At 41.9% G+C, this 22331-nt stretch carries 14 protein-coding genes; all 14 read left to right on the forward strand.

What is annotated here, in order from left to right; all coding sequences use genetic code 11:
• The first annotated feature begins 1 nt into the window (after position 1).
• The 14 genes from J4N25_RS12595 to J4N25_RS12660 all read left to right on the forward strand — a co-directional run bounded on the left by J4N25_RS12595 (position 2) and on the right by J4N25_RS12660 (position 22008).
• Complete coding sequence (locus tag J4N25_RS12595) at positions 2-1171, forward strand: CaiB/BaiF CoA transferase family protein (protein ID WP_207422564.1); 1170 nt, start codon at positions 2-4, stop codon at positions 1169-1171.
• A complete protein-coding gene (locus J4N25_RS12600; RefSeq protein ID WP_207422565.1) occupies positions 1155-3491 on the forward strand; it encodes an extracellular solute-binding protein in 2337 nt (778 codons plus the stop codon). Before J4N25_RS12595 ends, J4N25_RS12600 begins: the two co-directional genes overlap by 17 nt.
• Before the next feature lie 59 nt (positions 3492-3550).
• A complete protein-coding gene (locus J4N25_RS12605) occupies positions 3551-4000 on the forward strand; it encodes a MaoC/PaaZ C-terminal domain-containing protein (protein ID WP_207422566.1) in 450 nt (149 codons plus the stop codon).
• Between the two features lie 10 nt (positions 4001-4010).
• Complete coding sequence (gene fucP / locus J4N25_RS12610) at positions 4011-5327, forward strand: L-fucose:H+ symporter permease (RefSeq protein WP_207422567.1); 1317 nt, start codon at positions 4011-4013, stop codon at positions 5325-5327.
• The gene (locus J4N25_RS12615) at positions 5327-8683 is read left to right on the forward strand and encodes a glycosyl hydrolase (protein WP_207422568.1); all 3357 of its coding nucleotides are present in this window, start codon (positions 5327-5329) and stop codon (positions 8681-8683) included. The genes fucP and J4N25_RS12615 overlap by 1 nt, the downstream gene beginning before the upstream one ends.
• 36 nt (positions 8684-8719) lie before the next feature.
• On the forward strand, positions 8720-10756 hold the full coding sequence (locus J4N25_RS12620; protein WP_242695894.1) for an aceric acid hydrolase: 2037 nt from the start codon (positions 8720-8722) through the stop codon (positions 10754-10756).
• Between the two features lie 88 nt (positions 10757-10844).
• On the forward strand, positions 10845-12089 hold the full coding sequence (locus J4N25_RS12625) for a ribulose-bisphosphate carboxylase large subunit family protein (protein ID WP_207422569.1): 1245 nt from the start codon (positions 10845-10847) through the stop codon (positions 12087-12089).
• A gap of 376 nt (positions 12090-12465) precedes the next feature.
• The gene (locus J4N25_RS12630; RefSeq protein ID WP_207422570.1) at positions 12466-13839 is read left to right on the forward strand and encodes a four-carbon acid sugar kinase family protein; all 1374 of its coding nucleotides are present in this window, start codon (positions 12466-12468) and stop codon (positions 13837-13839) included.
• Positions 13840-13917: 78 nt separating this feature from the next.
• On the forward strand, positions 13918-14586 hold the full coding sequence (locus tag J4N25_RS12635; protein ID WP_207422571.1) for an aspartate/glutamate racemase family protein: 669 nt from the start codon (positions 13918-13920) through the stop codon (positions 14584-14586).
• A 4-nt stretch (positions 14587-14590) separates the two neighbouring features.
• Entirely contained in the window at positions 14591-15952 is a 1362-nt protein-coding gene (locus J4N25_RS12640) for a bile acid:sodium symporter family protein (RefSeq protein WP_207422572.1), read from the forward strand.
• A gap of 3 nt (positions 15953-15955) precedes the next feature.
• Positions 15956-17386 (forward strand): sialate O-acetylesterase, encoded by a 1431-nt coding sequence (locus tag J4N25_RS12645; RefSeq protein WP_207422573.1) that lies wholly within the window; start codon positions 15956-15958, stop codon positions 17384-17386.
• An 84-nt stretch (positions 17387-17470) separates the two neighbouring features.
• Positions 17471-19798: a DUF5703 domain-containing protein gene (locus tag J4N25_RS12650; protein ID WP_207422574.1), complete on the forward strand. Its 2328-nt coding sequence runs from the start codon at positions 17471-17473 to the stop codon at positions 19796-19798.
• Positions 19799-19901: 103 nt separating this feature from the next.
• On the forward strand, positions 19902-20957 hold the full coding sequence (locus tag J4N25_RS12655; RefSeq protein ID WP_207422575.1) for a nucleoid-associated protein: 1056 nt from the start codon (positions 19902-19904) through the stop codon (positions 20955-20957).
• Between the two features lie 466 nt (positions 20958-21423).
• Positions 21424-22008 (forward strand): LOG family protein, encoded by a 585-nt coding sequence (locus J4N25_RS12660; RefSeq protein WP_207422576.1) that lies wholly within the window; start codon positions 21424-21426, stop codon positions 22006-22008.
• Positions 22009-22331: the final 323 nt, after the last annotated feature.

Genomic DNA, 22331 nt, shown 5'->3' on the forward strand with positions numbered 1-22331 from the left:
TATGCTGCCACTTGAAGGATATTTAGTTATAGACTTTAGTCAATTCCTCTCAGGACCATCAGCTAGCTTACGACTAGCCGATCTAGGCGCGAGAGTGATCAAAATAGAACGTCCTGGTACTGGCGATATATGCCGTACATTATATACATCAAACCTGGTGATGAATGGAGTCTCGTCCGTTTTTCATGCAATTAACAGGAACAAGGAAAGCTTTGCCGCGGATTTAAAGAAAGCGGAAGATGCCGAACTTATCCGTGAGTTGTTGAAAAAGGCCGATGTTGTGATGCACAACTTCCGGCCGGGGGTAATGGAGCGCCTAGGGTTTGATCATAAATCCATCAAGGTAATTAATCCGAACATAATCTATGCTGAGATTTCAGGCTACGGTAGCGAAGGTTTATTTAAAGGGAAACCGGGACAGGATCTGTTACTGCAATCATTAACAGGATTAACGTGGTTAACCGGAAATGCTGATGATGGTCCAGTGCCAATGGGACTATCGATAATTGATATGCTTGCTGGTGCCCATTTGGCTCAAGGTATTCTTGCTTGTCTGTATCGCAAAGCAATTAAAGGAGAGGGCAGTTTGGTCCAGGTGAGCATGCTTGAATCTGCGTACGACTTTCAGTTTGAAACTATCACCACCTTTCTTAATGATGGCGGCGTGAACCCTGAACGGACAGCAAGAAGCAATGCGAATGCTTATCTGGGTGCACCTTATGGCATTTACTCCACTCAAAATGGCTACCTGGCTCTGGCGATGGGTTCTATTCCTTTTCTGGCAAAACTTTTAGAATGTGAGGCTTTGTCGATATATAAAGATGGAGCTGAGGCGTTTGAGAAAAGAGACGAGATAAAAGGAGTTCTGGCTGATCATCTGAAAACAAAGCCGACAACAGAATGGCTGAAGGTTTTAGAAGCAGCCGATATTTGGTGTGCTGATGTGATGGACTGGAACCAGCTTTTTGAGCATGACGGATTTAAGGTGCTGGGAATGGTACAAAAGGTAACGATGAACGATGGCTACAGCTATGATACTCTGCGTTGCCCGATACGTATCGATGGAGAAAGAATGTATTCATCAAAAGGTTCCCCTAAATTAGGACAGGATAATGAAGCCATTATCAAAGAATTTATAGGCAGGGAGGATGTGTATGAGCTCGGAAAATAAGTTCAGGATAGCTGTAAGGAAATTCGGCCCATTTGAGTCGGCGATGGAAAAGTTATGGAAAAAGTTTTGTGATACTTCGGGATGCACACTTGAAGCTGAACTGGTGCCGATGGACCTGCATCCTCTTTATGAGGCTACTATCGCTCGTGGTGGATTGAAATCAGGTGATTGGGACGTTGCTCATATCAATACAGATTGGATCTTTGAAGCCTGGACGAACGGAGACATAGAGAACCTGAAAGATTATATTAAGGACAATCCTCCGTTGGAATATCCGCAAGGCTGGAGTGATTCGCTTTTGCAGTTGCAACAGTTCGGTGAGGATGTTGCTGGTCTTCCATTTCATGATGGACCAGAGTGTTTTATTTACCGGAAAGATCTTTTCGAGGATCCAAAGGAACAACAAGCTTATCTTGGAAAATACGGTAGTCCTCTTAGTGTTCCACAGACCTGGCAGGAATTTCATCAGGTAGCACAATTCTTTACCCGTCCTGAACAGAATCTTTACGGAACTCTTTTCGCCTGTCTTCCTGATGGCCATAATACCATTTTTGATTTTTGCCTTCAGCTTTGGACAAGAGGAGGCAGGGTGATACGCCCTGATGCTTCTGTTCATTTAGACACCCCTCAGGCTATTGCCGGATTAGACTTTTACCGTAAGATAGTTAAAGATCAGTCAGCTATACATCCTAAAGCCTTCGATTACGAGTCGGTACAAGCAGGCATGGCCTTCGCTCGTGGAGAAGTTGCTATGATGGTAAACTGGTTTGGCTTCGCATCAATGTGCGAGGTTTATGAAGGGTCGGCCGTTAAAGGTAAGGTTGACATTACCAGACTACCTCACGACGAAACCAGTGAATCGGCTTCTCTTAATGTTTATTGGCTTTATACAATTGGTTCGGGCAGTCGAAATAAAAAGATAGCTTACGATTTTATTCGTTTTGCCACTAATCAGGAGAACGATAAGTTGCTGACCCTGGAAGGGGGAATTGGCTGCAGATTATCAACCTGGAATGATCCGGAGATCAATAAGGTGATCCCTTATTATCATAAATTAGAGATGCTTCATAAAGAAGCAAGGTCACTACCACAGAAAAGCAATTGGGCTCAGATTGCCGAAGTTATTGATGAAGCAGTGCTGAAAGCATTGAACACCGATATTCCATCAGCTGAAATATTAAGAAGAGCCCAGGAACAAATTACAGAAACTAACCATCAAAACATGCAAATACCCTATAAACCACTATTGCCAACAACGGAGCAGCCCATTATTATAATAGGGGCAGGGGGAATTGTTAAAGATGCCCACCTACCTGCGTACAAACAAGCAGGATTTAAGGTTTTAGGAATAACAAATCGTACTAAACAGCGTGCTGAGAACTTAGCTGCGGAATTTGGGATACCGAACGTATATGATTCTGTTGAGGATGCAGTGGCGAACGCACCTGCCAACGCGGTTTACGATATTACCATAATGCCAGAGAAGTATGTAGAAACATTAGAAGCTTTGCCTGATGGTGCAGCTGTTTTGATACAGAAACCAATGGGTGATTACTTCTGGCAAGCCAAAGAAATACTTGCGGTTTGTAGGAGGAAGAAACTAGTAGCCGCTATCAATTTCCAACTTCGTTACGCACCCTTCGTAAGTGCTGCAAGATATATGATAGACCAGGGGATGATAGGGGAGCTTTATGATATGGAAGTGAGAGTGACCCTTGTAACCCCCTGGGAATTATTCCCCCATGTAATGGTCCATCCTCGCTTAGAGATACAGTATCACAGCATTCATTATGTTGACATGATGCGTTCTTTTTTGGGTGATCCTTACAGTGTCTATGCAAAAACCCTCAAGCATCCGGCTAAAAGCCTTTCCTCATCAAGGTCGACCATTATAATGGATTACGGAGATACTATGCACGCGGTGATCAATACAAATCACGATCATGAGTTCGGAGCCCATAACCAGGAAAGCTTTATCAAGTGGGAAGGAACCAAGGGTGCTATCAAGGCAAAAATGGGCTTATTGATGAACTACCCTGACGGAGTGCCCGACAAGTTTGAATATTGTTTGATCGAGGAAGGAAAGCAGCCAGAGTGGAATACACTCGAATTAGAAGGATCGTGGTTCCCGGAAGCATTTATAGGTACGATGTCTAATCTAATGAGATTTAAAGAAGGATCAGATGAGGTTCTGTATACTAGCGTAGAAGATGTTATAAAAACAATGGCTGTTGTAGAAAGCGCCTATATCTCGAGCGATAAGGGAGGAGTTGTAGTAGCGGATCAATTGAAAGAAGAAGATCTTGGTGTAATCAATTAAGTACTCTATCATTCAAATATTCATTCATTCACTCACTCATTCATTTTACTTAGTACCACATGTTTTTCAGATCTATATTTTTCGAAGATTACCAGTTAAACGATAAAAGAGTTACTCTTGGCCGCACCATTACTGAAACAGATTTCGTTGTTCATGCGGGACATACAGGGGATTTCTTCCCTCACCATATGGACGCGGAATGGTGTAAAACACAACCCTTCAATCAAAGGATAGCGCACGGGACTATGATATTCAGTATAGGAATTGGGCTTACTGCTTCAGAAATTAACCCAGAGGCAATGTCAAAGGGTTATGACAGACTGCGCTTTGTGAAGCCAGTTTACATTGGCGATACTATACATTCTGAAATCACCATATCAGAAAAAGCCGATGCGAAGAAGCCAGAGTATGGAACAGTTACCGAGCATGTAGAGATCATTAATCAACATGGAGAGGTGGTCCTTGTTTGTGATCACTTGTTAATGGTTAAACGGAAAAATAACCTTTAAAACTTAAATTATGGCATTTGCACCTCAAGAAACATCCCTTGTTTCAGAGCAAAACATACATTCCAACCGGGGTGGGGGAAAACAATACATCTTGCCCTTTATCCTGGTTACCTGCCTTTTCTTCCTTTGGGGAATGGCGCACAACCTCGATTCTATCCTGATTCCACACTTAAAGAAGGCTTGCCAGTTAAATAACCGTCAGTCAACACTGGTAGATACCGCGGTATTTCTTGCTTACTTTCTCATGGCCATTCCGGCAGGAGCTATCTTAAAAAAATGGGGATACAAGAGTAGTATTATTCTAGGACTGCTGGTTTTTGCCAGCGGGGCATTTTTATTTGTACCTGCAGCTAACACCAGGGCTTACGAGATTTTTCTTGTTGCCTTATTTATCATAGGTTGCGGTTTAACCATTCTTGAAACGGCGGCTAATCCTTATGCAGCTGTTTTAGGTGATCCAGCGGGTGCATCAACCCGATTAAATTTGGCAGCTTCCTTTAATGGGCTGGCCGCTATGGTTGCTCCAATCATAGGTACAACCTTTATCCTTTCCGGAAAAGAATACAGTAAAGCCGATCTTGATGCGATGCCAGATGCAGAACGGTTGAACTACTTCATGACCGAAGCAGCATCAGTTAAAATGCCATATATTGTACTGGGTTCTGTGCTTGTAGTAATAGCGCTGTTGTTTTATTTCATGCATTTGCCCGAAGTTAAAGCTGTAGCAGATACAAAAACTGAAAGTAGAGCTGGCTTTTTTGAAGTATTAAAACATAAGCATTTATCATGGGCAGTAGCTGCTCAGTTCTTTTATGTAGGAGCACAAGTTTGTGTAACCAGTTTTTTTATCCGCATGGCTCAACAGGGAGCAAATGTAGATGAAAAAACAGCAGGTTACTACCTTACTGTATATGGTGCTCTTTTTATGGGAGGACGATTTGTTGGTACTGCCTTACTTAAATTTATCAAGTCACATAATCTGCTCTCAATTTATTGTATCCTTTCAATTCTTCTTTGTGTGGTATCAATGCTAGGGGAAGGTATTCATGTTATTTATGCGCTGGGAGGAATAGGCTTCTTTATGTCTATCATGTTCCCAACAATATTTGCACTTGGTATAAGCAATTTAGGCGAGGGTACAAAGGCTGGCTCTTCCTGGATTATTATGTCCATAGTCGGTGGGGCTATTTTACCTTATGCAATGGGTACCATTATCGACATGAATGGAGATAACATTCAAATTGGTTATATCGTGCCTCTTATTTGTTTTGTAATTATTCTATACTTCGGAATGAAGGGCTATAAGCCCTCTGAAATTTCTAAATAATGGGTTTTAAAGGAAAACTATTTCTTGTTCTTACAGCAGTTTTTATACTGCTTTTTCAGCCTAGGTCTTACTCACAAAACTCCGAGTCGGCGAAGACCTGGGTAGCCTGGTACTGGGTTCAGTCTGCGGTATCTAAAGAAGGCATAACTGCCGATTTAGAGGCTATGAAGGAAGCAGGGATAGCTGGAGCATTTTTGATGCCTGTGAAAGGCGCCGCAACACCTCCCGTTTACAGTCCGGCGGCAGATCAGCTAAGTCCTCTATGGTGGGAGATGGTTATTCATTCTCTCAAGGAGGCAGACCGATTGGGATTGAAGATCGGTATGCATATTGGAGATGGTTTTTCGCTTGCTGGTGGACCATGGATAACGCCAGAATTATCTATGCAGAAGGTAGTTGCAAGCAAGACATTCATTACCGGCGGGAAATCTCTGAAGATTAATCTTCCTCAGCCCGAAACAAAGGTTAATTATTACAAGGATATCGCTGTTTATGCGTTCCCTTCTGTTGACGGATCAGGGGTATCTAGCCAGACTGTTATTCCCAAAGTAACAACAAGTTCAGGAGCAGATGCGTCGTTTCTTGTGAAAAAAGAGAATAAACAGGCTTTTCGTTCTGCGGAACCGGTTTCAATTCAATACGCATTTGAAAAGCCTTTCACTGCTCGTTCTGTTTTTATCCATACCGACGGTAATAACGTTCAGGCTCATCGTCTTAAAATAGAAGTAAGTGATGATGGAAAGACTTTCCGGTCGGTAACACGCCTCGAGCCTCCAAGGCATGGCTGGCAGGATGCCGAACAGGATATTACTCATTCTATCAGCCCAACCACAGCAAGATACTTCAAATTCAGCTATAGTCCGGAAGGCACTGAGCCCGGGTCAGAGGATATGGAGAATGCTAAATGGAAACCATCATTGAAATTGGTGGGACTTACATTATCTGCCGAACCTGTCATCCACCAATATGAAGGGAAATCAGGAGCTATCTGGAGAGTAAGTAAACGTTCAACAGCAGCGGAAATAAGTAAAGATCTCTGCATTCCTTTGAATAAAATTATAAATCTTACAAACAAGCTCAATTCAGATGGGACCTTAAATTGGTCTGCCCCTAAGGGTAATTGGACAATTGTACGTATTGGACATACTTCAACCGGTCAAACTAATGCCACTGGTGGGGCAGCGAGAGGTCTGGAATGTGATAAATTTAATCCTGAGGCCATCAAGCTTCATTTTGATAACTGGTTTGGAGAAGCTGTGCGGAGAGCCGGACCAAATCTTACTCCCCGTGTATTAAATACTTTCTTTATGGACAGCTGGGAGTGTGGAAGTCAGAATTGGTCGCCGGTATTCAGAGACGAGTTCAAAAAAAGAAGGGGTTATGATCTGTTGCCTTATTTACCTGTAATGGTAGGGCTCCCTGTTGAAGATATTGAAACATCAGAAAAAGTACTTTATGATGTAAGAAAAACTATCGCCGAATTAGTTGTCGACAAGTTTTATGGTACTATAGCTCCATTGGTAAAAGAAAAAGGACTTAATTTCATTACAGAGAATGTTGCTCCGATTATGGTAAGTGATGGCCTTGCTCATTATAAGATGGTTGATATGCCTATGGGCGAGTTCTGGCTAAATAGTCCGACTCACGATAAGCCTAACGACATGCTTGATGCCATTAACGGCGGACATATTTATGGCAAAAATATCATAGGGGCAGAGTCTTTTACAACAGTAAGAATGGCCTGGAATGAACATCCGGGAATGCTAAAAACACTTCAGGACCTTAACTACGCCCTGGGTTTAAATAAAGTTTCCTACCATGTTTTTGTTCAAAATCCATGGCTGGACAGAAAGCCGGGAATGACTCTAGACGGGGTTGGACTTTACTTCCAACGCGACCAAACCTGGTGGAAACCAGGTAAAGCCTGGGTTGAATATGCAGAACGTTGTCAGCAGCTGTTGCAAATGGGCAAGCCTGTTGCGGATATCGCTGCTTTTATAGGAGAAGAATTGCCCCGCCGGTCTATACTTCCAGACAGGTTAGTCCCTGTTCTTCCTGGCTTATTTGGAAAAGATGTAGTTGAAGCTGAAGTAAAACGGCTGGCAAATGTAGGTCAGCCGATGCGGCAACTACCTGCTGGTGTAAACAATTCGGCTAATAGGGCAGACCCTGAAAATTGGGCTAATCCGCTTCGTGGTTATGCTTACGATTCTTTCAATCCGGATGTGTTAACTACCGCTGTTGTTAAAAATGGTAGCGTAGTATTTGAAAGCGGAGCAACCTATAAATTATTGGTGGTACCAGGCCGGATGGCGATGAATCCCAACTCTTCTTTCATGAGTATTGAAGTTGCAAGTAAACTACTTGAACTTTTAAAAGATGGAGCAACAATACTGATGATTGAAAAGCCTCTTGAACAACCCGGATTACAACAGGCGGATAAAGCTGCATTTCAAAAAGTTGTTGACGAGATTTGGAATGGTAATTACAAAGGGAAATTGCTGAAGGGGCCGTACCAGCAGGAGACGCTGTCCTTGATCGGATTAGAAAGAGATTTCATTGTAACAGAAGGAAGCGGAAATTATGCCAGCAAAATAGCATACACGCACAGACAAAACGGAGCCGAGGAAATCTATTTTATTTCTAACCAGGAAGACAGAGAAAGAACATTAAATCTATCTCTTAGAGGGTCAAAAGCCATGGTAGAGATCTATGATGCGGTTAGCAATAAAAGATGGCTAGCTGAGAACTTCAGTACTGAGGCTGGACGTACGTCTCTTGATATAAGGCTTGAGCGAAATGCCTCCTTATTTATCATTCTTAAAGAGGGAAATAAAGCAGCTTCAAATAAAAATAGTCGCAACTGGAAAGAATATTCTGAATTGAAAGCAGTTACGGGAGCGTGGAAAGTGCAGTTTGATCCTAATTTTTACGGACCAGAAAAAGCAGTTGAGTTTAGGACTTTGACAGACTGGTCAGTTTCGGCAGACACGCTCATTAAGTATTACTCGGGTACGGCAATATATAAAACTAATTTCAAGGCAGACAAGGTTACAAGGCCAGTATTTCTTGATCTTGGCGAAGTTGCCAACCTTGCCGAAGTAAAAGTGAACGGAATTTCATGTGGGGTAGTTTGGACAGCTCCTTATCGGGTGGATATATCTTCTGCATTGAAAAAGGGAAATAACGAATTAACAATAGAAGTAACCAATACCTGGGCAAACAGGCTAATGGGAGACCGTAGGTTGCCTGAAGCTAAACGGTTAACCAAAACAACGGCTCCCTACCGTTTAGAAGGGGCTCCACTGCAAAAAGCAGGATTGTTAGGGCCGGTTAAATTGCTGGAAGAAAAATAAAGAGTTTTTTAAGATCGAATTATAATAAGATTACCAATGATGATTAATCGAACAATTGCTAAAGGAACAGTTGCACTTTTTGCTGCTGCATTAGCTTTAAATTCTAATGCCCAGGAGAAAAGCCTGGTAAATACTTCAAAAAGTCCTTATGCAAAATTGCAGAGCGTAAACATGGGAGACGTGAGCTGGACGAATGGTTTCTGGGCAGATCGCTTTAGAGTTGCTAAAGAGGCGATGGTTCCAAACCTGTGGAGGATTTACAATGATGCTAACATTAGTCATGCATTCAAAAACTTTGAGATTGCCGCTGGTCTAGACACCGGCTCTCATAAAGGACCATCTTTCCACGATGGTGACTACTATAAAGCGCTTGAAGCAATGGCCAGTTTGTATGCAGCAACAAAAGATAAGAAACTGGATGAAATGATGGATAAAGCTATTGCTGTGATTGCGAAATCACAACGGCAGGACGGGTATATCTACACCAAGGCCATGATCGAGCAGCGTAAAACCGGCAGCAATAATCAGTTTCAGGACAGGTTAAGTTTTGAAGCCTATAATATTGGTCACTTAATGACTGCTGGATGTGTCCATTTCAGGGCTACCGGAAAAACTAACTTGTTAAATGTTGCAAAGAAGGCTACAGACTATCTGTATAACTTTTATAAGCAGGCATCCCCAACTTTAGCCAGAAATGCGATCTGCCCATCTCATTACATGGGAACTATCGAAATGTATCGCACTACTAAAGATCCAAGATATCTGGAGCTCGCAAAGCATCTTATTGATATAAAAGGAAAGATAGATGACGGAACAGATGATAACCAGGACAGGATTCCCTTTCGTGAGCAGAAAAAGGCGATGGGACATGCAGTGCGCGCTAACTACCTTTATGCCGGGGTAGCGGATGTTTACGCAGAAACTGGTGATAAAACATTATTAAATACACTTGACCTGATGTGGGATGATGTAACTTCTCATAAAATGTATGTTACAGGTGGCTGTGGTTCTTTATATGATGGTACTTCTCCTGATGGAACATCTTACGATCCGAAAGATGTACAGAAGATCCATCAGGCATTCGGTCGCGACTTTCAGCTTCCAAATCTAACAGCCCATAACGAAACCTGTGCTAACATCGGAAACGTGCTTTGGAACTACAGAATGCTTCAGTTGACAGGAGATGCCAAGTATGCTGATATAATGGAGCTAGCTTTATACAATAGTGTACTTTCAGGAATTAGCCTGGACGGTAAGAAATTTCTTTATACCAATCCTCTAGAATTCTCTGATGACCTGCCTTTCAAACAGCGCTGGTCTAAAGACCGTGTAGAGTATATCTCTCTCTCAAATTGTTGCCCGCCAAACGTAGTTCGAACAATCGCCGAGGTTAACAATTATGCTTATAGTGTTTCAGACAAAGGAATTTGGTTGAACCTTTATGGTGGAAATAATATCAGTACGAAATTAAAGGATGGTTCTAAAGTTAGTTTATCTCAGGTAACTAATTATCCTTGGAATGGCGATGTAAATCTCACCATCAATGAAAGTTCTTCTAAGCCCTATTCTATTTTCTTAAGGATTCCGGGTTGGGCTAATAATGCTCAGGTTTTAGTTAACGGTAAGCCAGCTGGTATCACAACTACGTCTGCCAGCTATGCAGAGTTAAACAGAAAATGGAAATCGGGAGACAAAATTCAGTTAGTCCTTCCGATGGACGCTAAACTGGTTGAAGCAAATCCACTGGTAGAAGAAAGCAGAAATAGGGTTGCTGTAAAACGTGGTCCTGTGGTATATTGTGTCGAATCCCCTGATTTAAATGGTCAGAAGCTTTATAACCTAGTAGTTCCTGCTAATATCTCTTTTCAGCCTCAGCCATTAAAAATTGATAATGCAGAGGTGATGAGTTTGGTAGGTAACGCTAAAGTAATTGAGCCAAGAGAATGGAAGAATACACTTTACCGGGAAGTATCTGCAGCTAATCAAACCGCTCCGATCCGTTTAATCCCTTATTTCGCTTGGGGTAATCGTGGACATGCAGAAATGCAAGTTTGGATGCCGGTTTCAAGATAAACAGCTAGTAAGCAAGTGGTTAGGATTAATTCCCCTACCATCTCAATTGCTCAGGGACCTTTAAACTTTTACCTTTTACTCAATAAGCATGGAAAGAATTAGAGCTAAATATTATATCGAAACGCCCTATGAGCTGGAGAAAGCAGCTCAGGTACTTGCAGGCGAGCAATCCTCAGGAACATTCGTGGAGGTGCCTGGAGAAACTGAAGAGTTAAAGAGTCGCTTTGCAGCCAGGGTTGAATCCATTACACCATTGGAAACAGTAACAGAGCCTGCAATTCCTGGAGCAAAGTCTCCGACTGGTAAGTACCAGCGGGCGATGCTTGAAGTTTCCTGGTCGATTGAGAATTTTGGATATAATCTTCCTGTTTTGATCTCTACCCTACAAGGAAACTTGTATGAGATTACTCAATTTACAGGGCTTAAACTGATGGACATAGACTTTCCTGATTCTTATGCAGAGGTTTTCAAAGGTCCTCAGTTCGGAATAGAAGGGTGTCGGGGTTTAACCCAGGTGTATAAGAGGCCTCTGATTGGAACTATTATAAAACCCAGTATAGGCCTTTCACCCGAGCAAACTGCAGAGTTGGTAAAAACTCTTGCTGAGGCTGGTATTGATTTTATTAAGGATGACGAATTGCTTTCCTCATCTGCTAACTCTCCTTTTGCCAAGAGGGTGAATGCCGTAATGAAAGTCATTAATGATTATGCTGATAAAACAGGAAAGAAGGTAATGTATGCCTTTAATATCAGCAATGAAATCGATGAGATGCAACGCAACTACGAGAAGATTGTCCAGTCGGGAGGAACCTGTGCAATGATCAGCTTGAATAGTGTAGGGATCTCAGCGGCCAAGAAGATCTGTGATAATGGAGCTTTGGCTATTCACGGTCACAGAAATGGTTGGGGGATGATGAACAGACATCCATTACTGGGAATCGAGTTTCCTGCTTATCAAAAGCTTTGGCGACTTGCAGGGGTAGATCAGATTCACGTAAACGGGATCGAAAATAAGTTCTGGGAATCTGACGACTCGGTAGTGCGATCAATTGAAGCTTGTTTGAAGCCTATGTTCGGAGGTTTCTCTGTACTTCCAGTTGTATCGTCAGGACAATGGGGGGGACAGGCGCCTGAGACTTTCCGCCGTACCAAAACCGTCGATTTGCTTTATATGGCAGGCGGGGGAATAATGGGGCATCCTTTTGGACCAACAGGAGGGGTAAAAGCTCTGCACCAGGCTTGGGAAGGTGCCGTGGAAGGACTGAGTGTTGAACAAGCTGCAGAGAAATATCCTGAATTTAGAAAGTCGGTGGAGAAGTTCGGAAAGAAGTGAAGGAGCACGAATAGAAGAAGCACGAATTAGCACGATTGAATAGACACGAATTAGCACAGATTAAGGGAATTAACACGAATTGAATTAACACGAATTGAAGAAATACGAATTGAGAAACACCAATTACACGAATTGCACGAATTCAAACGTATAAGATCGCGAAATGAGTTAGGGTTAAGTAGCAGCTTTGCTTTGTGTAATTTGTGTAATTCGAAAAATTAGTGTTCCTAGTCAGCTTTGCTTTGTGTAATTCGTGTAATTCGAAAAATTAGTGTTCATAGTCAACCATGATTTGTGAGATTTCATGTAATTCGAAAAATTAGTGTCTTTTATTTTGTGTCCTTATATAACTCCTGCTACTCTAGATAAATAATTTATGACAGAGCGTCTTTTACTTGCATACTACGGAGATGATTTTACAGGCTCAACTGATGCCTTGGAGTTCTTATGTCGCGCAGGGGCTAAAACTATGCTCTTTATTGAGCCTCCATCTAAAGAGACACTCGAACGATTTGAAGGTTTACAGGCTATAGGTGTTGCGGGTATGACCAGGGCAATGGCTCCTGAAGCGATGGAAAGGACTTTAAAACCTGCTTTTGAGGCTCTGAAAACCTTGAACCCTATTCATGTGCATTATAAGGTTTGCTCCACTTTTGACTCGGCTCCACATATCGGTAGTATAGGTAAGGCAATAGATACAGGCGCTGAAATATTTAAGGGCAAATATGTTCCTCTGGTAGTTGCTGCTCCGGCTCTTGGGCGACACTGTGTGTTTGGTAACCTATTTGCCAAAATGGGAATAGGAAGTGAGGGGGCAATTCACCGTTTGGACAGACATCCATCCATGAGTAAGCATCCTATAACGCCAGCAACGGAAAGCGATCTGCGACTTCATCTCAGTAAACAAACAAGTAAAAAATCAGCATTGGTAGATATCCTTCAAATCGAAGAAAGGTTTGAAGAAAACCGGGCCAGAATTGAAAGTTTGGTAGAGGAAGGTAATGATGTAATTCTGTTTGATGGATTGTATCAACACCAGATGGCTGCAATTGGGCAACTTATTCATGATTCTTCTTCTGATGATTCTTCGCTTTTTTCGGTTGGTTCATCTGGTATCGAGATGGCACTGGGAGCTTACTGGAAGGAAGTCGGCACACTTGTTCCTAAGACTCAACTAGGTGAGATCTCTGATCGTGGTCCGATCCTGGTGGTCTCTGGTAGCTGTTCACCTGTTTCTTCCCGCCAAATTTCCGTCGCTTTAGAAAACGGATTCAAGGAAATTGCATTGGACACGGAGCTTCTGGTGAAGCAGGGATTGCAGGCCGAGTTGTTTAAGCAGTATGTAAACGATGCTGTACAACATCTTGCGGGTGGCTTCGACGTCATCATTCATACTTCTCTAGGAAATGAGGATCCAAGGGTATTAAGAACAGGGGAGATCTTGAAAACTGAGGAGTTTAAGAAGATAGATACAGCTCTGGTATATGGTACAGCGCTAGGTAGACTGGCAAGATCTATTGGTGAGAGGACTCGACTGGAGCGGATTATAGTTGCAGGAGGTGATACTTCCAGCTATGCTGCAAGAGCTATGGGAATAGAGGCTGTAGAAATGGTGTCGCCACTTGCGCCTGGTGCGCCAATGTGTAGAGCATATGCCCCTGGTTCTTCGATAGACGGAAAAGAAGTAAATTTTAAAGGAGGACAGGTAGGGAAGGAAGACTATTATCTGAGGGCGCGGGGCAGGAAATGAACATTTTTACGAGTTTAATATACGTCGGTAAACCATAATTACTTATAAACACTAACAAACAAACCATCAATTATAACCATGAAAATAAAAACATTAGGATTAGTTCACACCTCTGCAACGCTTGTACCTGTATTTCAAAAGCTTTGTGCTGATTACCTTCCGGGAGTGAATGTATTTAACATTGTAGATGACAGTCTTATTAAAGATGTTATTGCTAAAAATGAATTGACTAGCCTTACGTCTCGTCGTGTAGTAAACTATGTTGGGTCGGCTGAACTTGCAGGTGCTGATTTTATTATGGTAACATGTTCTTCCATTGGTGCTGCCGTTGAGGCCTCTGCTGCTTTAACTGGGGTGCCCGTATTAAGGGTAGACCAACCAATGGCCGATCTTGCCGTGAAAACAGGGCAAAAGATTGGCGTTATCGCAACATTACCTACAACATTGGGTCCAACAAGCGACCTGGTTAAAAGACGAGCAGAAGTAGCGGGTAAGGAAATTGAATTGACATCAAGACTTTGCGAGGGTGCTTTCGAAGCTTTAATGGGTGGTAATCCAGAGAAACATGATGAGATGGTTGCTAAGGCCCTTACTGAATTGTCAGAGCAAGTTGATGTAATTGTCCTGGCTCAGGCTTCTATGGCAAGGGTAGTAGATACGTTACCTGAGGAGGTTAAAGGAAACGTAAGCATTTTATCCAGTCCCGCATTAGCTGTTCAACATATCGCAGAACAATGTAAAGAGTAGGAATATGAAAGGTCTGCGAAAAATTTGCCTTGGGATAAGTGCCTTATCCCTCGTAATTCTGCTATTTGGCTTATTTAATGCTAATACTCAAATATGGCAGCCTGCCGCAGTTGCTTTGGCAGTAAGTGCAGCAATAGGAATTGGAGCCATCCCTTTTCTCGCTCCATATCAATATACTGCGTGGATCATCACCGCAGTGGTAGCTGGTATGATTTATCCTGCCGCTTTTACAAAGTGGGGCGACCTCGATCTTCGTAATAAGTGGCTCATCCTGGTTGTTGTTCAGCTGGTAATGTTCGGTATGGGGATTCAAATGAGTCTACGCGATTTTACGGGACTAGCTAGTACTGGTAAGGGGGTAATTATAGGATTGGTGTGCCATTTCTCTATAATGCCTTTAATGGGACTTCTTCTGACAAAGGTATTTGACTTCGACACTGAAATTGCTGCTGGAATTATCCTTATTGGATCTTGCTCAAGTGGTTTAGCCTCCAATGTAATGGTCTATATAGCCAGAGCTAATCTTGTACTTTCAGTTACCGTTACGGCCATGGCTACAATGGTTGCGCCATTCATGACGCCTCTATTAATGAAATTGCTTGCAGGCACCTTGATCAAGATAGAATTTGTATCTATGATGATGGAGATCGTTAAGATCGTTATTGTTCCTATTGGCGCTGCTTTAATTCACGACTTCTTGAAAACAGCAACGACTAAAGATTGGCAACGGATAAAACAAATTACGGGTCTTTCTGCAATCTGGCTAATTATGCTGGCTCTGGGGCTATGGTCTTGGTTAGCAGATAATGCTTCTGTTGAGCTAATGCATTCTGTTGAGATTTTTAGTTTCTTCTGCGGTGCCTTTATAACAGGTGTTCTTTATCACCTTGTCACAAAAAGGGCCCATAAGCTGGATAGCATTATGCCTTATATTTCTATGTTCGGAATAGTGTACTTTACTACCGTTACAACTGCTGCGGGAAGAGATAATCTTCTTAAAGTTGGGTTTATCTTGTTTATTTCTTCAGTGATCCATAATGCCGCTGGTTATTTCTTCGGCTACTATTTAAGTCGCGCGTTCGGTATGGATAAACCCTCTGCTCGTACGGTTGCCTTTGAAGTTGGTTTGCAAAATGGAGGTATGGCATCCGGACTTGCCGGCTCAATGGGTAAACTGGGTACGGTTGGTCTCGCAGCTGCAGTTTTCAGTCCCTGGATGAATATCTCAGGTTCTATCCTGGCCAATTACTGGCGGAGAAAGGCATTGAAGGAAGAGAAAGAGGCCGAATACAATAAAAAAAAGAGCATACAGGACTCCGAAATGAACACTTTAGCTGTAAGTCCTACTCAAATAGATACACCTTAAATAATGTTTAATATAAAAGTTACCGTTTATTTTTTAGTCGCTTTTTTGAGCTTGTCCAGTGCGAGGGCAGAAGTTAAACTCGCATCCTTGTTTACGGATAATATGGTTCTCCAGCAAAAATCTGTTGTCCCTGTTTGGGGCTGGACAGATGCTGGTAAGAAAGTAAAAGTAAGTACATCCTGGAATGGTAGAAATTATTCAGCTTCAGCTGATGCATCGGGCAAATGGATTGTAAAGGTTGAAACACCTGCAGCCGGGGGACCTTTCGATATTACCATTAGCGATGGTAAAGCTATAAAGCTAAGTAATGTACTAATTGGCGAGGTTTGGATTTGTGGAGGTCAATCGAACATGGAAATGCCTATGAAAGGTTTCAAAGGGCAGCCTATATTGAATTCAAATGATGCAATTCTTCATTCAAAAAACAATAAGATCCGCCTTTACACAGTTCCTCGTTCCTCCACCACGGAGAGGCAGCAAAATAGCAAGCCGTCTGCATGGAAAATAGCAGAACCAGAAAGTGTTTCAAACTTTAGTGCCACCGGATATTATTTTGGCAAATTACTGAATGAAATGCTGGACGTGCCAATTGGCCTTATAAATGTTAGCTTCAGTGGATCCTACGTTGAAGCATGGATGTCTCCTGACAATTTAAAGCAATTTCCGGAGGTGAAGATCCCTGCCAAAGGAGATACAATTAAAGCGGTTAGTCGCACACCTACTACCTTATACAATGGTATGTTATATCCAATAACAGGTTACGGTATAAAGGGAGGAATTTATTACCAGGGCGAATCGAATTATGAACGCCCTGACAGGTATGAGGAGATGTTTCCTGCAATGGTTAAGGAATGGCGTCAATTATGGGGACAAGGGGAGTTTCCCTTTTACTACGTACAAATAGCTCCATACAATTACGAACAGCTTCCTCCTTATAATAAAGGCGGGAAGTTTAACTCAGCTTATCTTCGTGATGCCCAACGGAAATCCCTTACAAGGATTCCTAATTCAGCTATGGCTGTAGTGCTAGATATAGGCGAAGAAAACAATATACACCCCGCAAATAAGGAAGCCGGAGGTAAGCGTCTGGCTCTACTTGCATTAGCTAATACTTACGGACTTAAAGGCTTTGGGTCGGCTAGTCCTTTATATAAGTCAATGACAGTTAAAGGAAATGAGGTAACGCTGAGTTTCGATAATGTTCCTAATGGCTTAACTTCATTCGGGAAAGATATTACTTCATTTGAAGTAGCTGGGGCTAATAAGGTTTTTCATCCTGCTAAAGCGAAGATTAACGGAAGTTCCGTTACTGTTTCTTCTGTAAATGTAAAGGAACCAGTTGCTGTTCGCTATGCCTTCAAGGATTTCGTAATAGGCGATTTGTTTAATACAGAAGGCCTGCCAGCAAGTTCTTTCAGAACAGATGACTGGTAATAATTTTTGTTGCAAGTACAAAAGTTATGTTAAGCAGGCGAGACTAACCCGTCTGTTGTTTTAAATACCCTTTCCTTAAATAACATGAATATTAGATTGCTAAAGTTTAAAGCTGTATTACTTGTATTGTTTACTCTTTTAACATTGCAGCGAAGCTCTGCCCAGATAAGCAGTTATAATCCAGTGTGGACCAGCCAAAGTAGAAATTCGCTTGAATCTATGCCTTTGGGTGGGGGGGATATTGGTCTTAACGTTTGGTGTGAAAATGATCAGATATATTTTTATATAGCGAGATCGGGGACGTTCGACGAAAATAATAGCTTACTTAAACTTGGTCGTGTTAAATTAAGTTTATCGCCTAATCCATTTTCAAATGGTACTAGTTTTAAGCAGGAGTTGCACCTTAATGAAGGCTATATGTCCATTAGCACAGTTAGCAATGGAATGACCACTGAGGTGAAATTATGGGTGGATGTTTTTAATCCCGCAGTGCATGTTGAAGTGAAAAGCCAACAAGAGCTTTCTGCGCAGGCATCCTATGAAAGCTGGAGATACACCGACAGGGTTCCAAAGGGTAAAGAGAACAACCAGAACTCGTATAAATGGGCTCCACAAGGAGAGGTGAAGACCTGGAAAGATCAGGTAGCCTTCGAGAAAAATGGAGTGGAATTTTATCACCAGAACCAGCCGAACACCGTCTTTGATGTGACTGTAAAGCAGCAAAGGCTGGATAGTGTAAAAAACAAGCTCTTCAACCCTCTGAAAAACCTAGTTTTTGGAGGACGCTTATTGGGCGATAACTTTATAGCAGCTGATACATCTGCAGGTACTTATATCAATACGCCTTTCAAAAGTTGGGTTTTGAAAAGTAAGGCTGCATCAAAGAAACATCAGCTTCACCTGGTACTTCAAACCCAACATACTGCATCAATATCTGATTGGAAAAGAAACCTCGATCTCACAGCTTTTAACGCCTTAAAACAACAGAAGGAATCAGAGAAAAGAACCATTCAATGGTGGAACGACTACTGGAAACGTAGTTTCATCAATATAAATAGTACCAAAGCCGATCCCAACTCGTTAGCCTGGCAGGTGGGAAGGAATTATCAATTGATGCGTTATATGTTGGGCTGTAATGTTAGTGGATCTTACCCAACAAAATTTAATGGAGGCCTCTTTACTGCCGACCCTTCTCTAACAGATACAACCTTAAAGTTTACTCCGGATTTCCGTAATTGGGGTGGGGGAACTCATACAGCCCAAAACCAACGTTTGGTTTACTGGCCTATGTTGAAGAGTGGGGATTTCGATCTGATGAAGCCACAGTTCAACTTCTATCTCAGCTTGCTTAAAAATGCTGAAATTAGATCGCAGGTTTATTGGAAACATAATGGAGCTTCCTTTACCGAGCAGTTGGAGAATTTCGGATTACCTAATCCTGCTGAATACAACTGGAAGCGGCCCGCAAGTTTTGATCCCGGATTAGAGTATAATGCCTGGCTCGAATACGAGTGGGATACTGTGTTGGAGTTCTGTCTGATGATGTTGGAAACGCAACGCTACAATGGTACTGATATAAAAACCTATATTCCTTTTATTGAAAGCTGTCTGACATTCTTCAACGAGCACTACCAGTACCGTTCAAGAAATAGAGGAAATAAAGCATTGGATGGAGAGGGGCATCTGGTGATCTACCCAGGGTCGGGAGCAGAAACCTATAAAATGGCTTACAATCCCAGTTCCACTATCAGCGGTCTCCGCATAGTATTAACCCGGCTACTTCAATTGCCTGAGTCTTATTTAACTGAGGAAAGAAGAAAGGAATGGGAATTAATGCTGAAGAAGATTCCGGCGATAAGCTTTAGGGAGTTTGACGGGCATCCTACTATTTCGCCAGCAAAGGTGTGGGAGCGTGTTAACAATACCGAAAGTCCCCAGCTATACCCAGTATTTCCGTGGGGGATCTATGGATTAGGTAAACCCGGATTGGATACGGCCATAAATACTTTTAAATATGATAAAGATGTTTTGAAGTTCAGAAGTCATATTGGCTGGAAACAAGACAACATTTTTGCTGCCCGCCTGGGTCTGACGGAGGATGCCTGGAATCTCACGTCCCAGAAACTGAAGGATTCGGGCCGTCGTTTTCCTGCCTTCTGGGGCCCGGGCTTCGATTGGGTCCCAGATCACAATTGGGGCGGATCGGGGATGATAGGTTTACAGGAAATGTTACTGCAGGTAGATGGAGAGAAGATCTATTTGCTTCCTGCATGGCCGAAAGAGAATAATGTTCATTTTAAACTCAGCGCGCCTTATAAAACAACAGTAGAAGCGAGCTGGAAAGATGGAAAACTAGAATTTCTTAAGGTATTACCTGCAGAGCGTAAAAAGGACGTTATTCTACCAAAGTAAGATGAGTGGGGTGTTGAATGATCAACAGTTGTTGCTTCCTCATTTTTGTTTTCGCACCTTTGGCCTCTCAATTTGAGTTTGAGTTTAATTTAAGATATTTATAATGATCTTCTCTTTTGAAGCTGCCCTGGCGCATCTCTCTATTCACAAAGTGGGTAATAAGTTACAGGATGAATTTTATGCCTTGTCTGACAACCCCGTGCAGATTCAGGACGAGCTATTGCCCAAGCTTCTGATGCAATATTTTCTCATTCCATTTGAAAAAGTGAATGAAGTTTATCGTTTCTTTCATGCAAATGACGATCTAAACCTACACGAGGTGCACCATTTTGCTTCTTTGATATTCGAAGACAATCAAAGCTTTCATGAAAATAGTCAGCAATTAGCGAAGCATCTATATGAGGTAACGAACCACCCTAAGATTAAATCGGGTGAAGTGTATATTGCCTATTTCAATAATGTTCAGATAGAAGGAGAGGTAATGGATGCTATCGGGATCTTTAAATCAGAAACCAAGGAAACTTATTTGAAGGTTTACAATGGTCAGAATGGCTTTGATGTAGGTTACGAAGAAGATGCAATTAATATTCAGAAACTCGACAAAGGCTGTTTGATCTTTAATTCGGAGAAGGAGGAAGGTTACAAGGTTGCAGTTATTGATCAAACAAACCGTAATTCAGAGGCGGTTTATTGGAAGGATGAGTTTTTAAAGTTAAAGATCCGTAACGATAATTATAATCAAACTCAGAACACTCTAAGCATTTATAAGAATTTTGTAACCGAGAAACTTGATGAAGAGTTTCAGATGGATAAAGCTGATAAGATTGACCTTCTGAACCGTTCAGTGAAGTACTTTAAGGAAAAGGAGACGTTTGATATCGAAGAATTTTCAAACGAGGTTATCGGTAATGAACAGGGAAAAGAATCTTTTAAGAACTTCGTGAAGACCTACGAAGAAGAGTTTGATACAGTGATTCCTGAATCCTTCGAGATTTCGGAGGCTGCAGTTAAAAAGCAGGTAAGAACGTTTAAGAGCGTATTGAAGCTGGACAAGAACTTTCATGTTTATATTCACGGCGACAAGGAATTGATCGAAAAAGGCTATGACGATGGACGGGCGATGAATTACTACAAAATTTACTACAAAGAAGAGCAATAGCTTTCTATTTTCCTTAGAAGGCTGAAACGCAAAAACCTTGTTTTTCAGCCTCTCTGTTTTACCCACACCGTGACCTACTACAACGCTGCGCCTGGGGGCCAACCTTAAGGGGCTTTATTATTCGGCTATTACCATAGCATGGTAGCTGAATTAGAACGCAGTGGGAATTAAAACCTTTTGTACAATCTTATCATAACACTTTTTGCCGGAAATTCCGGTTATGTTACCTCTGTGGCAAAATGTGGTCAAAAGTATTCTTCATCGCTAAACCGTCGGTTCCCCGTCGGTCATCCGTCAGAAGTCCGTTCCAAGATATTTTAAGATAAGATCTGCAATTAGAATCAGAAATGACCGGGTTTTGTAATATTTGACTATCAGATTGGTTTGTTAACATTAAAAAAACAACACGTGCTTTCAATCAGGCAGGAATTTTTATTCCTTTGAACAAAGTATTATAAACATGGAAATGAAAAGCATTTGTGTTTACTGCGGTGCTAACTTTAATGGTGACCCTAATCTTAAATCCATTATAGAAGAGCTGGCTTCGGTATTTGTAAACAAAGGTATTGAACTTGTATATGGCGGGGGTAGTGTAGGAGTGATGGGCTTAATAGCAGATTCAGTACTTGAGAGAGGAGGGAAGGTTACTGGAGTAATTCCTCAATTCCTTCTGGATAAGGAAGTTGAACATAAAGGCGTAACGAAACTTTTCGTTACCGAGAATATGCATCAGCGCAAGCAGAAGATGGCTGATCTGGCGGATGGGTTTATCATTCTTCCTGGCGGTTTCGGCACACTTGAGGAGTTTTTTGAGGTACTTACATGGCTTCAGTTAGGTCTGCATGGTAAAGCAATCGGCGTATTAAATGTGGATGGCTTTTATGATCATCTCTTTGCACAGATGGATCTGATGGTGGATAGAAAGTTCCTGAAACAAGCAAACCGGGATATGGTCCTGAGTGATTCACAGCCTTTACCACTGGTTGAAAAGATGATTTCATTTAAGGCAGTTCCTGAAGAGGTTTGGTTCCGGGATAGAGATCTTACTTAAACCGCTTAACTCTAAACCTTATCACTAACGACCTCTACTGTTGGCAATTCCACAACCTATTATTTTCGTTACTTGTGCTCCTCTAAATTAGCCCATTCATTTGACTCTGCCACTAACATCTTTTTATTCTCGTCCTGGATCATAACAAACCCGAAGTTATCCTGAAGTTATCGAAGAATTATGAATTAGAATAGTATCAAATCCTTTAAAAAAAAAATCCTACCCGCCCATTTATAACACTGAAAAACCTGCTATACAGTTGCAAAAGGGCTAATTTGTTAACATTTTGATACCTAATTGGAAACATTTTGATACCATGACTT

Source organism: Desertivirga brevis, assembly GCF_017355835.1.

Excerpts from the sequence above, each read along its gene's own strand:
- J4N25_RS12595 (WP_207422564.1), top strand. The coding sequence starts at position 2 with ATGCTGCCACTTGAAGGATATTTAGTTATAGACTTTAGTCAATTCCTC.
- J4N25_RS12600 (WP_207422565.1), top strand. The coding sequence starts at position 1,155 with ATGAGCTCGGAAAATAAGTTCAGGATAGCTGTAAGGAAATTCGGCCCA.
- J4N25_RS12605 (WP_207422566.1), top strand. The coding sequence starts at position 3,551 with ATGTTTTTCAGATCTATATTTTTCGAAGATTACCAGTTAAACGATAAA.
- fucP (WP_207422567.1), top strand. The coding sequence starts at position 4,011 with ATGGCATTTGCACCTCAAGAAACATCCCTTGTTTCAGAGCAAAACATA.
- J4N25_RS12615 (WP_207422568.1), top strand. The coding sequence starts at position 5,327 with ATGGGTTTTAAAGGAAAACTATTTCTTGTTCTTACAGCAGTTTTTATA.
- J4N25_RS12620 (WP_242695894.1), top strand. The coding sequence starts at position 8,720 with ATGATGATTAATCGAACAATTGCTAAAGGAACAGTTGCACTTTTTGCT.
- J4N25_RS12625 (WP_207422569.1), top strand. The coding sequence starts at position 10,845 with ATGGAAAGAATTAGAGCTAAATATTATATCGAAACGCCCTATGAGCTG.
- J4N25_RS12630 (WP_207422570.1), top strand. The coding sequence starts at position 12,466 with ATGACAGAGCGTCTTTTACTTGCATACTACGGAGATGATTTTACAGGC.
- J4N25_RS12635 (WP_207422571.1), top strand. The coding sequence starts at position 13,918 with ATGAAAATAAAAACATTAGGATTAGTTCACACCTCTGCAACGCTTGTA.
- J4N25_RS12640 (WP_207422572.1), top strand. The coding sequence starts at position 14,591 with ATGAAAGGTCTGCGAAAAATTTGCCTTGGGATAAGTGCCTTATCCCTC.
- J4N25_RS12645 (WP_207422573.1), top strand. The coding sequence starts at position 15,956 with ATGTTTAATATAAAAGTTACCGTTTATTTTTTAGTCGCTTTTTTGAGC.
- J4N25_RS12650 (WP_207422574.1), top strand. The coding sequence starts at position 17,471 with ATGAATATTAGATTGCTAAAGTTTAAAGCTGTATTACTTGTATTGTTT.
- J4N25_RS12655 (WP_207422575.1), top strand. The coding sequence starts at position 19,902 with ATGATCTTCTCTTTTGAAGCTGCCCTGGCGCATCTCTCTATTCACAAA.
- J4N25_RS12660 (WP_207422576.1), top strand. The coding sequence starts at position 21,424 with ATGAAAAGCATTTGTGTTTACTGCGGTGCTAACTTTAATGGTGACCCT.